Consider the following 13,729-nt stretch of genomic DNA (forward strand, 5'->3'; position numbering starts at 1 on the left):
CCGGGTCGGTGGCTGCGTGAAGTCCACGCTAGCGGCTTTCGGCTCGGTGCGCGAACGAGCAGTGGTGAGATCGAAGGGAGTTCACGTGGCACATGCGGTGAACGGTGGTGGGGGCCACGACGGTGGCGCCGGACAGGTGCCGCCGCTTGTCGTGATTGCGGGCGCGACTGCAACGGGCAAGAGCGCCCTCGCGATCGAGGCTGCTCGCCGTTTCGGAGGCGAAGTGATCAACGCTGACGCTCTCCAGTTTTACCGCGGAATGGATGTGGGGACTGCCAAGGTGACCCCGAGCGAGCGCCGCGGTGTTCCCCATCACCTCCTCGATATTCTTGACGTCACCGAAGAGGCGAGCGTCGCGACGTTCCAGGCGGATGCACGCCGGATTGCGAGCGAGATCCGCGAAAGGGGCAAGATTCCGGTTGTCGTTGGAGGCTCGGGACTCTACGTGCGGGCGTTTACCGACGTGATGGCTTTTCCGCCGTCGGACCCCGCCGTGCGCGAGGAGATCGAGGCTCACGTGCGAGTGATCGGCACCGGAGCCGCCCACGCCCAGCTCGCCGCAGCAGATCCCGATGCGGCCGCGAAAATTGCGCCGCGGGACGAGCGTCGAATCGTGCGAGCGCTCGAGGTGCACCGCCTAACGGGGAAGCCGTTCTCCGCGTTCCTGCCGACCTACACGTTCCACGATCCGGCGATCGCGTACGTCGCCGTGAAGCTCGACCGGGACACGCTCCACGAGCGTGTCGAGGAGCGCGTGCATCGCATGGTCGAAGCCGGGTTTCGCGACGAGGTCGAGGGGCTGCTCGATGCGGGCCTTGAGCGCGGGGTGACGGCGCGCCAGGCGATCGGCTACGCCCAAATGATCAAGCACGTGCGGGGCCACTGGAGTCTCGAGCAAGCGATCGAGTCGACGATCACCAATACCCGCCGTCTCGTGCGCAAGCAGGACACGTGGTTCAGGCGAGATACGCGGCTCACGTGGGTGCCGGGGGAGGATTCCGACGAAGCGCTCGCCGTGATTGAGCGCGAGATTGCGCACGCCGCTAGGTGCCCGTCAAACGCTGAGGTGTGAGGTCCGCCGCGCGCGTGCCTATGATCGAGCCATGGCCACTGCATCTTCATGCCCCAACGCGCGCAAGGCTCTAAGCTACGCGAGCGCCACCAAAAACGATTTTGTGATGATCGACGATCCTGCGGGTCGAGGCGAGCTCAACAGCGCACGCGTGCGTGAGCTCGCGGGCCCCACGGGAGTGGACGGGGTGATCCGCGCGATTCGCACGCGATGCCTCGGTGATCCGGCAAGCCAGGGGTTCGACACGGTCCCCGAGTGGTTTATGGACTATCGCAATGCTGATGGCACGATTGCGCAAATGTGCGGCAACGGCGTTCGGGCCTACGCAGCGTTTCTCGCTGACCGCGGTTACGTAGAGGATCGGGTGTTCGACGTCATGACTCGCGCGGGTGTACGCACGGTCGAGATCCTTGAGGAAGGCCCACAGTGGCAGGTGCGCGTGGGCATGGGGGCCGCAGAACTTGAAGGTGTCACGAGGATCGTCCGCGTTGCCGACCGCTTCCTCGAAGGCACTGACGTGAACGTGGGCAACCCCCACACTGTCGTGGAGCTACCCGAAAACCTCAGCCTAGACGAGCTTGACCTCACCGAACGCCCCGAGCTTGAACCCGAGCCCGAAAATGGCACGAACATTGAGTTTGTGGAGATCCGCGGCGAGCGACACGTCGCCATGCGGGTTTTCGAGCGAGGGGTGGGGGAGACCCTCTCGTGCGGAACCGGCGCGACTGCCGTGGTTGCCGCTCTCGCTGAGGCACGTGGGGACGACACGCGCGAGCCGTGGCGCGTCGATGTGCGCGGCGGGCGCCTCGAAATTGGTTGGGACCCCTACGGGCGCATGACTCTCACGGGCCCGGCCGAACTCGGTGAGCTCACCTGCGGCGGGCCAGCGCGCGAGCGAGGGAAGTAGGAAGGCTAGGCGGGCGTCGGAATTCCGACGCCTCCCCATGCGCGAGCGATTCTAAACTTCTGGGCGCTCCGGGCCTACGCCGAGCAAGCGGAACCCTTTCGAGGAATGGACCTTCTCGACCGGCCGGGTGGGGAATTGGCCCGCGAGCCACGTGGCGAGCGAATCGGCGCCTAGATTTTTCCCGACGACCATCGCGGCCGTACCCGTCCCGCGGAGCTGGCCGATCCACCGCGTAAGCACAGTGTGCAGTTCACTCTTGCCGATACGGATCGGCGGATTCGACCAGAGCGCATCGAAGCGGGCACTCTCGGGAATCTCGTCTGGCGCGGCGACAGTGACGTTTGACAGGCCGAGCCGTGCGGCGTTCTCGCGCGTGATGGCACGTGCGTGTGGATTGACATCAATCGCCGTGACGTGGCAGTCCGGTTGGGTAAGCGCGAGGCTCAGTGCAATCGGGCCCCAGCCGCAGCCAATATCGAGAACCTCGCTTTTAGGTGCGAGCGGTGCGAACAACTCCGCATGGTCGAGGAGTATTGCGGTTGCCTTGTCGAGCCCATCGAAACTGAACAGACCCTTCGCGCTCACGAGGCTCCGTTCGGCACCAGCGAGGTGCACGCGCAGGTCGCGGCGCTCCAGGTCCGTACCGGGCGCGGGAGAGAAGTAATGGGCGTCGCTTGTCACAGCAAGGAGTGTAGTGGCGCAGAACGCGAAAAGCTCCCGCAACGGGTTCGGACGTGACACACTTATACGCAGACCTCACGCGAGGCCCCCACTTGAGAGAACCTGGAGTAAAGGCGCACTTGACACCCTTCGTCCCCGATCCCGAATTCGAGACATCACACGCAGCACCGCAGGCAACGGAGCCCGAGAATGCGGGAAGCGACGCCCGCGAATCCTCGATTATGCAGCGCGTCCTCTCACGCGGCGACGCCTCGATCTCGGCGACAACGTATGAGAGTGATGCCGACGGCGACCAACTCGATCTCGCCGAGCGCCACTCTCTGCGCCGCGTCGATCAACTGCGCACCGACCTCGAAGACGTCACCGAGGTTGAATACCGCGAGCTTCGACTTGAGAACGTCGTGCTCGCGGGGCTTTTCACGACCGGCAACGTCGAAGACGCAGAAAACTCGATGCGCGAGCTCGCAGCGCTTGCCGAGACTGCGGGCTCACGCGTTCTCGACGGCGTCATGCAGCGCCGTGCCCACCCCGATCCCGCCACCTTCCTCGGCTCGGGCAAGGCGAAAGAACTCGCCGAGATTGTGGCCGACCTTCGAGCTGACACCGTGATCTGCGACGGCCAGCTTGCCCCTTCGCAGCGCCGCGCGCTCGAGGACATTATCAAGGTCAAGGTCATCGATCGTACGGCCCTCATCCTCGACATCTTTGCCCAGCACGCAAAATCCCGCGAAGGTAAGGCCCAGGTCGAGCTTGCGCAGCTCGAGTACCTCCTGCCGCGCTTGCGCGGTTGGGGCGAGTCGATGTCGCGCCAGGCCGGTGGCCGCGTTGCCGGTGGCGCCGGGATCGGTTCCCGCGGCCCCGGCGAAACGAAAATCGAACTAGACCGCCGCCGCATCCGCACGCGCATGGCTAAGCTCAGGCGCGACATCAAGGCGATGGCCCCCTCGCGCGAGGCCAAGCGCGCCGACCGCAAACGCCACAACGTTCCCTCTGTTGCGATCGCCGGATACACAAACGCCGGGAAGTCCTCCCTGCTTAACCGCCTGACGGGTGCCGGCGTCCTCGTTGAAAACGCCCTGTTTGCGACACTCGACCCAACCGTGCGCAGGTCAGTGACGCCCGACGGTCGCGAATTCACGTTTGCGGATACCGTCGGATTCGTGCGCTCCCTTCCCACCGAGCTCGTGGAGGCCTTCCGCTCCACCCTCGAGGAAGTCGCCGGGGCGGACCTCCTCCTGCACGTCGTCGATGCCTCCCACCCCGATCCCGAGGGGCAGATTCGCGCCGTACGCGCCGTTCTCGCTGATATTGAAGGCTTCGACGTGCCTGAAATCGTGGCTCTGAACAAAGCGGATCTCGCGAGTCCCGAAACGATCGCGCGCCTGCGCTCGCAAGTGGAGCACGCGGCCGTCGTGTCGGCCCGCACGGGTGACGGCATTGAGGAGTTGCGTGCACTCATCGCCGACATGCTCCCGCGGCCCTCGGTCGACATCGATGTCGTCGTGCCCTATACGCGCGGCGACCTCGTCTCGCGCGTGCACACTCAGGGCGAGCTCGTGAGCGAGGAATTCCTCGCTGAGGGCACGCGCCTCGTGGCACGCGTCGATGAGACTCTCGCTTCCGAACTCGCCGCCGCGCGCCAGTGAACGCATCAGGCACGGACCTCGACCAGCTACTCGCGACAGCGGTCGCCGCAGTCGGCGGCGCAGATCGCCCGGGGCAGCGGGCCATGGCTGGCGCCATCGAGCGAAGCATCGAGCTGCGCCGCCACCTCCTTGTGCAGGCAGGGACGGGCACGGGCAAGTCTCTCGCGTACCTCGTTCCCGCCCTCAAACGCGCGATTGAACGCGGAACCCCCGTCGTCATCACGACCGCGACGCTCGCATTGCAAAGCCAGATCGTCGCCAAGGACCTCCCTCGCATTGTTGAAGCCCTCGGGACGAAACTCGAGCGTGTTCCGAGCTTCAGCCTCCTTAAGGGGCGCGGCAACTACGTGTGCCTCCACAAGCTGGAGGGCGGCTATCCCGATGAACTCGAGGAAGGTTCGCTTTTCGCCGAGGCTTCGGTCACGGGAGTTAAGCACGATTCCGAACGCCTAGGTGCGCAGGTGCAGAGGCTGCGCGAGTGGGCGCAGTCGACAGATACGGGTGACCGCGACGATCTCGACACCCCGGTATCGGACCGAGCGTGGCGCCAGGTTTCCGTGACCGGCTCCCAGTGCATTGGCTCTTCCTGCCCATTCCACGACGAATGCTTCGCGGAACGCAATCGCGCACTCGCGCGCGAGGCCGACGTCATCGTGACAAACCATGCGCTCTACGCTATTGACGCCTTCGACGGGCACGGGATCATCCCCGAGCACGATGTCGTAGTCATCGACGAAGCCCACGAGTTTGTTGACCGCGTGACGTCCTCGGTGACCGAATCGCTGCATCAGGGCACGATTCGCGGTGCCGTTCGGGAGCTGAGAAGCCTCGGCGTGAACGCACTCGAACTTGACGATGCGGGAAGCGCCCTCCAGGAAGCTCTCGCCCCGCTCCCCGACGGGAGGGTGCGTGGCGAACTCGAAGCCCGGCTTCGCGACACTCTCGCGGCTATCCGCGCCGAAGCTGAGTCGGCGCGCGCGGAAGCAAAAAATGCCGGCGATAGCTCCGACGCGACGAGCGCGGGGGCGCGCACATCCGTGCGTGCAAAGCTGCAAGAAATCATCGACGTGTGCGAGAGATTGCTCGCGCCCCACGAGGACGATGTCGTCTACCTCAATCACAGCGAGGCCCTCGGGCGAACATTTATCGACGTCGCTCCACTCAGCGTCGCTGGCCTCGTAAAAACCCGGATCCTCGATGAACGCACATCGATTTTTACCTCGGCGACGCTCACGTTCGGCGGCCGTTTTGAAAGCGCCGCGTTCTCTTTCGGGCTTCGCGCTGACAAGTATGCCGAGCCTGAAAGCGACGTTGGTGCCACTCGAAGCGAGGATGCTGTGCGCGAGTGGTGGTCGGCCCTCGATGTAGGCTCTCCCTTCGCGTACGCCCAGCAAGGGATCCTCTATGTCGCCTCGCATCTTCCTGCTCCGGGCCGCGAGGGTATCTCGAGCGCGACACTCGACCACATCGTCGAACTCATTGACGCCGCCGGAGGAGGAGCGCTCGGGCTCTTCTCTTCCCGCCGAGCGGCCGAGGAGGCAGCGGAGTATGTACGACGGATGACCGGGCGCACGGTGCTCCTACAGGGAGAGGATTCGAACGCGGCGCTCACCTCGCGATTCCGGCAGAGCCGCGACACCTGTCTGTTCGGGACGCGAACGTTCTGGCAGGGCATTGACGTCGCCGGCGAGGCCTGCCGCCTTGTGCTCATCGACAGGATCCCATTCCCACGGCCCGATGATCCGCTCGCTTCAGCGAGACAAGAGAAATACGCGCGACTCGGGCGCAACGGTTTCTACGAGGTCGCCGTTCGACAGGCGGCACTCAGCATGGCGCAGGGAGCCGGGCGACTTATCCGTGCCGAGAGCGACCGTGGGATGGTGGCGGTGCTGGATTCGAGGCTCGCGACGAAGTCCTATGGGGGCGTGATTCGCCAGGCAATTCCTCCGCTGTGGACGACGCGGGATAGCGCCGTGGCGCTTGCCGCACTCGAGCGGCTGCGCACAGAGCTCGCTGCGCCGCCGCATCCAGATAGTCTCTAGACCGCGCGGAGAACCGCCACAACTTTGCCGAGGATTTCGGCTTCATCGCCCAGGATCGGCGTGAAGGCAGGGTTGTGGGGCATGAGCCACACGTGCCCGTCGCTTCGTGCGAAGGTCTTCACTGTTGCCTCGCCATCGATCATGGCCGCGACAATCTCGCCTTTTTCTGCGACCTTCTGCTGGCGGACGACGACCCAGTCGCCGTCGCAAATGGCGGCATCGATCATCGAATCACCTTGAACCTTGAGCAGGAAGAGCTCGCCATCGCCCACGAGCTGCGAGGGGAGCGCGAAAACATCTTCTACCTGTTCCTCAGCGGTGATCGGCACGCCAGCCGCGATTGTGCCCACGAGCGGGACGTTGACGGCGGGGGAGCCGGGCGCTTCGAATTCGCTCGGGAGCGGCTCGCCTTCCTCGTCTGCTTCCACGAGCCAGAGAGTGCGGGGGCGTTTCGGATCTTTGCGAATGTATCCCTTGCGCTCGAGCTCCGAGAGTTGGTGGGAGACCGACGACGGTGACTGTAGGCCCACTGCTTCGCCGATTTCACGCATCGTGGGTGCGTAACCGTTTGCGCGGATGGAACGGGCGATCGTCTCAAGGATGCGTTGTTGGCGTTCGGTGAGGGCGGGGGCGCCAGCTGAAGAGCCGTGAGCTGTGGGTGCCATGCGCCGGTCCTTTCGGTGGGGCGAGTTTAAATGTCTCACCCCCGTTGTCTAGTGGAGGCGTACCTCAAAGGTACCGGAACAGAACGCTTGTTCCAAACATGTGTTCGAAAGTGTCTTGACTTTTTCGAACAGATGATCGTACGCTCGTCATGTCGTCAATCGAACAAGGATTCTAAAAATGACTACTTCTACGTGTAGCACTCAGCCGGTTCGAAAGAATGTTCGCCTTCGTCTTACTCGCCGCGGCCGCATCGTCGTGGCCTCGCTCATTGCGCTCGTGCTCGCTGCTTCGGCAATCGTCGCCGGCGTTGTCTTTTTCTCGCCCGCGGCGGTCGCGGGTGTGGAGGGCGCCGTGTCGTACACGACCGTCCAGGTCGAGGAGGGGCAGAGCCTCTGGAGCATTGTCTCGGCTAACGCGCCTGCCGGCACCGATGTTCGCGACTATCTCATGCTTGTCCAGGACGTCAACGGTCTCGATGGCACCGTGATTCACCCGGGTCAGGAGCTCGCGCTGCCCACGCTCTAGCGGGTAGGGCCTCGGAGTATGAATGGGGCGCCCTGGTAGAATCGCGGGGTGCACTGCCCATTTTGTAGGAATGAAGATTCGCGCGTCGTGGACTCGCGTACAGCCGACGACGGCATGACAATCCGCCGCCGCCGGCAGTGCCCTGCGTGCAATAAGCGATTCTCGACTACGGAATCAGCGTCGCTCGCGGTCCATAAGCGCTCTGGCGTGAGTGAACCGTTCTCTCGGTCCAAGGTGATTTCTGGGGTGCGTAAAGCATGCCAGGGGAGACCAGTGACTGACGATCAACTCGCGGTCCTCGCGCAGCGCGTGGAGGAGGCGATTCGTCTCAAGGGCGTGTCGGAGATCGACGCCCATGACGTAGGCCTCGCGATTCTGCAGCCGCTCAAAGAACTGGACCTCGTCGCCTACCTTCGTTTCGCGAGCGTCTATCGCGGATTCGACTGCCTCGAGGATTTTGAGTCGGCCATCGAGGAACTACGAACCGAGGGCGAGAAGTAGGGCGCAGCACTCCTGCCGAGCGCGTTGAACGAGCCGAAGGCTGACCGGCGATGCGCGTTGCTTGCCCCGGCCCCACTAGCCCGGGATTCCGTAGCTTTCCTCCGGAGCAGGCAAAAATCTCGCGGCATATCTCTTTGCTTGAGAGATTTTGAGAAAAGTGGTCGGAGGCCCTCGAAAAACACTGTATGATTTTCTTGGCCGATGGTCGCGGAGGGGAAGCCGCGGCCATCGGTTCTTTTATGCTTCCGCCGAAGTGGATGCCTCGGCCCGAACCCAGAAGCCGCCGGGGCCCTACGCGCCTAATCCGGCGGGGAGAACTCCCGAATAAACCACGCTGAGTGCCTGAGTCGGCCGCGTAAGCGCGACGTACAGATCGTTAGCGCCGCGATCATGGCTCGTGAGAATCTCGGCGGGGCGCACGATGACGACCGCGTCGAACTCGAGTCCCTTGGCATCCGTCGGAGTCATCACGGAAACTTCTCGGTCCACACCGATCGAACCACGGCCCACTGCCGAGGCGCCGAATACGGCCGAAGCTCCCGCCAAGAGGGCATCAAGATCCTCGGCGAGGCAAAGGATCGCCACGCGGCCCTGCGTGAGGTCGGCAAGCGTGCGTGCGTCGTGAACTGCTTCCTCGATGACCCTGTCGGAACGTGTGCGCCGGAAGCGGACGTCGTGTTCACCTTCGCGCACGCTCTTGACCTCCGTCACTCGCAAGCCGTGTGCGGCAGCGAGTGCGGAGGCGTGACGCATGATCCGCGACGGCGTGCGGTAGTTGACGGTGAGCTCCTCGATGCTGGCCCGATCCTCAAGAAATGGCGAAAGTGCGTGATCCCACGAGTCGGCGCCGGAGACCGAGGAGGTCTGCGCCACGTCGCCCACGATCGTGAACGACTTCGTGGGGTTTCGACGCATGAGTGCACGCCACATCATGGGTGAGAGCTCTTGTGCCTCGTCGACCACAATGTGGCCGTAGGTCCAGGTGCGATCCATTGCGGCTTTCTCGGCGAGAGTGCGGCTGTCGCGCCGCGCCCCAACCTGAGCGGCGAGCTCGGCGGCGCTGACGATCCCCTCGGAATCAATCATGGACAGCACCTTTTCGGCGTACTCGAGGTTCGAGCGTTCGGTGGTGCGAGCCTTGTTTTGCTCGCGCTGCGCGGCGGTGTCGTCATCGCCGAGGAGTTCCGCGATTTCGTCGAGGAGGGCGACGTCTTCGATCGTCCACTCGGCGTCCTTCGGGCGGTGAAGAAGCTTGATCTCCCGCGCGCTCATGTGGTCGCCCGCCGCGTGAACCAGCCGCTCGATGCTCGCGAAGAATGAACGGGCGAAGGATTGCGGGCTGTATGGCAGCCAGCACCGGTTGAGGGCGACTTTGACGTCGTGGTTCGTTCGCAGATCGTGGAGGAGATCCGCGCGGTCCTCCTCTGCCCACGGGCGTTCGAGGCGCGTGAGCTCGGCGACATAGGCCTCAACGAGGCGGTCGAGTGCGGCGCGTACGAAGGTTGTGCGTGCATGGTTGTGCGGCCTGCCCGTCGCGCGGGCTTCGGCGCGTGCTGCACGGACATCGCCCGGAGTAAGAGTGATGTGGACCCCGTCGATATTGAGGTCGATAGGACCCTTGGGGACTTGCTGGCGCGCCTTGACGGCGCGGCGTAGCACCTTCGTCATCGCGAGGGACCCTTTGACGCGGGCGACGTCGTCGCAATCGTGTGTGTCTGCCCGCACGCCCGGAACGAGTTCGCCAGGCGTGAGGGTGACGACGCCTGTTTCGCCGAGGCTGGGCAACACGCGCTCGATGTAGCGCAGGAAGCCGCGCGTGGGGGCAACGATGAGAACGCCCGAATGCTCGAGCCTCTTACGGTGCGTATAAAGCTGGTATGCCGCGCGGTGGAGGGCGACGGCAGTCTTGCCGGTGCCGGGGCCTCCCTGCACAACGAGCGCGCCGCGTGTTTCGTGGCGGATAATGCGATCTTGTTCGGCCTGGATTGTCGCGACGATATCGCCCATGCGGCCCGTGCGTTTCGCGGAGACCGCCGCAAGGAGTGCTCCTTCTCCCTGGAGACTCGAATGGTGCTCATCTGAGTCGAGGAGCGTGCCGTCGAGAACGTCGTCTTCGATATCGGTCACGGTTCGTCCCGAAGTGACGAGGTGCCGACGCAAGCGAACGCTCTGCGGGTGCCTCGGCGTTGCCTGGTAAAACGCGGCGGCTGCGGGGGCGCGCCAGTCGACCAGGAGCTGGGTGCCTTCAGCGGTGAACACGCCGATGCGCCCAATGTAGTGTCGGGTGGCGTCGGACCTGTCGAGCCGGCCAAAAATAGCGTTCGATGAGACGGACCTCAGCAGTCCGATCCGATCCTCGTAGAACGTCGCGAAGGAGTCTCGCTCGCTGCGGTTTTGGTGCGTGCTCGCGGTTTGGGCGCCGATGACGTCAGTGAGTTGTGTTTCTAGGCGCGCGATTTGTTCGTCGATGCGTGCGTAGACTCGGTCGGCGTAGCGCTGTTCGAGGGCGATTTGCTCGTCAGAGGAAGCCACGTGGGGTCCTTCCAGGATGGGTCACGATTCGCGTGCGTCCCTTCGCGGGAGGCAGAAGCGACATTCCATTATGGTCGCTTTTCATGTGCGTTCCAAGCCGGGTGTGCGCTCGCGCGGTTAGCGGGAATCTGCTCGACACGCTGAAGGGAAACTGGGCGCGTGAATGCCGAGCGTGGAATGATGGTACGTGCGCGTGTTTTCGCGCAGTTTGGTACGAGAAGTTAGGGGAGTCCACGCATGGCACAGGGCTCAGTTAAATGGTTCAACGCCGAAAAGGGTTTCGGCTTCATCGAGGTTGATGGTGGCGGCGCTGACGTGTTCGTTCACCACACGAGCATTGACATGGACGGTTTCCGCACCCTCGATGAGGGCCAGCGCGTCGAGTTCGAGGTTGTCGACGGCGACAAGGGCCCGCAGGCCGCGCACGTTCGTTCGCTCGCGTAGGTTTGCCTCGCTAGGCTTTCGTTCCGCACCCGTGCAGGGTGCGGAACTTTTTTAATGTCCGACGGTGGCTGCGTTCGCGTCGCCGCCGAGCTCAACAACGCTGCCGCCACTGGCGAGTTTGTCGACGGTCTTTTTGTCGAGAGTGCGCACTGTCACCGCGTCGGTTCGAATCGCTCGGCGGGTATCGTCGCTGAGCCCGCCGGGTGCGTAGACGGCGATGCAGTTAGAGCGGCGGCGTTTCTTGATGGCGCTCGGTTCCGCGATGAGCTCGATCTCGCCGAAGACTTCGCGCAGCGTGACGATCTCATCGGCGAGTTCGCGCTGGTCTCGATCCATGGCGATGTTGGCGAGAAACATGCCGTCGTCGTTGAGGATTCGTCGCTGTTCGCGTGCTGCTTCGAGGCTGCGCATGGCGAGGGGCGTGCGGGAGTTGGAGAAGACATCGCGTATTACTACGTCGAAGCGTGCCGTGCGCAGGGTGGGAAGAACGGTGAAGGCATCGCCCTCGCGGATGGCGACGCGAGGCGATGGAGGAAGGTCCACCCATTCGCGAACGAAGTTGATCAGTTGTGCGTCGAGTTCGATGACGGAGTTCCGGGAGGCGGGGAAATGATGGGCGAGGGCTCGGGGGAGTGAGGCGGCTCCGCCGCCGAGGTGGGCGATGTTCAGTGCCGTCTCGCGGGGGTACGTCGTCGTCATGATCAGGGCGATCCACCGCATGTATTCGAAGACGAGGTGTTCGGGATCGGGGTGGATGTGGGAGCTCTCCATGCCATCGATGATCACGGTGTAGGAACCGTCTGTTTCGGGTTCCAACCGCACGACTGAGTGGCTAGTGGGAATGTCCTCGAAGAAGGGGAGGTGGAGGGGGAGCCGGTTCGATCGACGGTTGCGTGCCATGACTCGAGTTTAAATGTCTCACCCCCTTCCTATCGTCGTGAGTGTCGAGAAAGGGGAAGAATCATGACATCGACCATGACAGTGGCGGCGCCTGCGGCGCTGCGCGAAATTCGGGAACTTAACGCGGATCTGGATCGTTTGGAGACTTTCGAAGCCGAGATCCACGCGAGCCTCAATGAGGCAGGCGTGAGCGCCGCTGAACGATTCGAGCGCGTCCACCGTGCGGCGCTCAAGATTGCGGGGCTCGCGATTCGCCGAGCAAACACTCAAAGGAAACGCAAGCTGCCCCTGAACGTGTGGGTGGCGCTTGAGCGCATGGGCGGAATGCACAGGGCGCGCGCACGGGAGGCGGCGCGTTTTGTCGAGCTTCGCCGTAGCGCGGAGCACTACTGGGAGCACACGAGTCGAATCTCCCAGCAGGACGTGCAGGAGCACGCCGAACAGACCCTCGCCTATGTTCACTCGGTGAAGGAAGAGCTCCTCGGGCTTGAGGCTCTTGCCGCTGCCTGACCGCGTAGGCTTAAGTGCCAAGCGTTGGGAGGTGCGGCATGGACGGTGAGCCGTGGCAGCGCGCGATCGCGCATGTCGACATGGATGCCTTTTTCGCCTCCGTCGAAGTTCGCGACGACCCGCGTTTGCGGGGCCGCCCCCTTGCGGTTGGTGGCGATGGGCCCAGGGGAGTCGTCGCGACCGCTAGTTACGAGGCACGCCGATACGGGGTCCACTCGGCGATGCCCATGAGCCGCGCGCGTGCACTGTGCCCCGATCTGATTGTTTTGCCCGGTCGGCACGCCCACTATCGGGACGTGTCCGCGCAGATCATGGCTGTTCTCGACCGGTTTACGCCCGTTCGCGAAGCGGTAAGCGTGGACGAGGCGTATCTCGATATCTCCGGGGTGCAGCGTCTGCTAGGGGAGCCGGCAACGATCGCGAGAGACATCCGCCAGGCTGTATGGGACGAAGTCCACCTGACCTGCTCCGTGGGCGTTGGTATCTCAAAATCCGTCGCGAAGATCGCGTCCTCGCGCGCCAAGCCCCACGGCATTGACGTCGTTGAGCCTGAACGCACGGCTGAGTTCCTTGCGCCGCTTCCGCTTTCCGCCATCGGTGGCGTGGGCCCCGTCGCGCAGAAGAAGTTCACGAACCTCGGTGTCGTCACCGTCGGAGATCTCGCGGCCCTCCCTCCGAGCGTTGTGAGCAGAGCCGTGGGCTCCGCCGCCCCCGCGCTGCTTGCGCTCGCGCGCGGCGAGGATCCGCGTCCCGTCGGCGCGAGTGCGAAAGATAAGAGCATCGGAAAGGAGCGTACGTTCTCGACCGATATCGCTGATCCCGTGCGGCTGCGCTCGATCGCGACGAGCATGGCCGACGAAGTCTCGTTCCGATTGCGCAGGCGGGGCCTGGCCGCGAAGAGCGTCTCCATCAAGGTTCGTCGCCCCGATTGGTCGAGCCTCACGCGAACGGGTAGCTTCCCCATTCCGGTTCAGGAGAGCGAGGAGTTTCGTGAGCGCGCCCTCGTCGTGTGCGAGCGTGCCCTCGAGGGGGTGGGTGCCGTACGCCTGCTCGGAGTGCGGGCCGAGCACCTCGTGCCTGCCTCGAGTGTGCATGCGCAAGGTGATCTCGAAGGGCGATCGGCGACGTGGAGCGATGTGGATCGGGCGATGGACCGTGCTCGTGAACGCTTCGGCGTCAGGTCGCTCGCCAGAGCGTCCGGGCTCGACAAACGTGACCTTGAGGCGAAGGACGGCACGGATGCGGGCACAGGCGAGACGCGAGGCGGGGGCTCTCGATAGCGGTGCGTTTTCCGAATCTCAGG

Annotated in this window: 13 protein-coding genes; 9 read left to right on the plus strand and 4 right to left on the minus strand. The window is 64.0% G+C overall.

What is annotated here, in order from left to right:
* The first annotated feature begins 85 nt into the window (after positions 1-85).
* The gene (gene miaA, locus HMPREF3157_RS05845; RefSeq protein WP_083288079.1) at positions 86-1,072 is read left to right on the plus strand and encodes a tRNA (adenosine(37)-N6)-dimethylallyltransferase MiaA; all 987 of its coding nucleotides are present in this window, start codon (positions 86-88) and stop codon (positions 1,070-1,072) included.
* Between the two features lie 31 nt (positions 1,073-1,103).
* Positions 1,104-1,979 (plus strand): diaminopimelate epimerase, encoded by an 876-nt coding sequence (dapF, locus tag HMPREF3157_RS05850; RefSeq protein WP_070435799.1) that lies wholly within the window; start codon positions 1,104-1,106, stop codon positions 1,977-1,979.
* Positions 1,980-2,030: 51 nt separating this feature from the next.
* Here dapF and HMPREF3157_RS05855 read toward each other — a convergent pair whose 3' ends face one another.
* Positions 2,031-2,660 carry a class I SAM-dependent methyltransferase gene (locus HMPREF3157_RS05855; RefSeq protein ID WP_016663007.1) on the minus strand — a complete coding sequence of 210 codons (630 nt, stop codon included), beginning with the start codon at positions 2,658-2,660 and terminating at the stop codon, positions 2,031-2,033.
* A 221-nt stretch (positions 2,661-2,881) separates the two neighbouring features.
* On the opposite strand from HMPREF3157_RS05855, the gene hflX reads away from it, so the two are divergent.
* Both hflX and HMPREF3157_RS05865 read left to right on the plus strand, forming a co-directional pair.
* The gene (hflX, locus tag HMPREF3157_RS05860; RefSeq protein WP_070459200.1) at positions 2,882-4,306 is read left to right on the plus strand and encodes a GTPase HflX; all 1,425 of its coding nucleotides are present in this window, start codon (positions 2,882-2,884) and stop codon (positions 4,304-4,306) included.
* Complete coding sequence (locus HMPREF3157_RS05865) at positions 4,303-6,348, plus strand: ATP-dependent DNA helicase (protein ID WP_070435800.1); 2,046 nt, start codon at positions 4,303-4,305, stop codon at positions 6,346-6,348. Before hflX ends, HMPREF3157_RS05865 begins: the two co-directional genes overlap by 4 nt.
* Here HMPREF3157_RS05865 and lexA read toward each other — a convergent pair.
* A complete protein-coding gene (gene lexA / locus HMPREF3157_RS05870; RefSeq protein WP_070435801.1) occupies positions 6,345-7,013 on the minus strand; it encodes a transcriptional repressor LexA in 669 nt (222 codons plus the stop codon). The genes HMPREF3157_RS05865 and lexA overlap by 4 nt on opposite strands.
* A 178-nt stretch (positions 7,014-7,191) precedes the next feature.
* On the opposite strand from lexA, the gene HMPREF3157_RS05875 reads away from it, so the two are divergent.
* Positions 7,192-7,539 carry a LysM peptidoglycan-binding domain-containing protein gene (locus tag HMPREF3157_RS05875; protein WP_070435802.1) on the plus strand — a complete coding sequence of 116 codons (348 nt, stop codon included), beginning with the start codon at positions 7,192-7,194 and terminating at the stop codon, positions 7,537-7,539.
* A 48-nt stretch (positions 7,540-7,587) separates the two neighbouring features.
* A complete protein-coding gene (gene nrdR, locus HMPREF3157_RS05880) occupies positions 7,588-8,040 on the plus strand; it encodes a transcriptional regulator NrdR (protein ID WP_034370179.1) in 453 nt (150 codons plus the stop codon).
* Between the two features lie 291 nt (positions 8,041-8,331).
* Here nrdR and HMPREF3157_RS05885 read toward each other — a convergent pair whose 3' ends face one another.
* Entirely contained in the window at positions 8,332-10,572 is a 2,241-nt protein-coding gene (locus tag HMPREF3157_RS05885; RefSeq protein ID WP_070435803.1) for a HelD family protein, read from the minus strand.
* Between the two features lie 237 nt (positions 10,573-10,809).
* On the opposite strand from HMPREF3157_RS05885, the gene HMPREF3157_RS05890 reads away from it, so the two are divergent.
* Positions 10,810-11,016 (plus strand): cold-shock protein, encoded by a 207-nt coding sequence (locus tag HMPREF3157_RS05890; protein ID WP_016663000.1) that lies wholly within the window; start codon positions 10,810-10,812, stop codon positions 11,014-11,016.
* Between the two features lie 51 nt (positions 11,017-11,067).
* Here HMPREF3157_RS05890 and HMPREF3157_RS05895 read toward each other — a convergent pair whose 3' ends face one another.
* Positions 11,068-11,916 carry a spermidine synthase gene (locus HMPREF3157_RS05895; protein WP_070435804.1) on the minus strand — a complete coding sequence of 283 codons (849 nt, stop codon included), beginning with the start codon at positions 11,914-11,916 and terminating at the stop codon, positions 11,068-11,070.
* 63 nt (positions 11,917-11,979) lie between these two features.
* Here HMPREF3157_RS05895 and HMPREF3157_RS05900 point away from each other — a divergent pair, with 63 nt between their 5' ends.
* The gene (locus HMPREF3157_RS05900; RefSeq protein ID WP_070435805.1) at positions 11,980-12,426 is read left to right on the plus strand and encodes a hypothetical protein; all 447 of its coding nucleotides are present in this window, start codon (positions 11,980-11,982) and stop codon (positions 12,424-12,426) included.
* Positions 12,427-12,464: 38 nt separating this feature from the next.
* Complete coding sequence (dinB, locus tag HMPREF3157_RS05905) at positions 12,465-13,706, plus strand: DNA polymerase IV (protein WP_034370168.1); 1,242 nt, start codon at positions 12,465-12,467, stop codon at positions 13,704-13,706.
* Positions 13,707-13,729: the final 23 nt, after the last annotated feature.

It is taken from the genome of Dermabacter sp. HMSC06F07, from assembly GCF_001807345.1.
GTDB lineage: Bacteria > Actinomycetota > Actinomycetes > Actinomycetales > Dermabacteraceae > Dermabacter > Dermabacter hominis.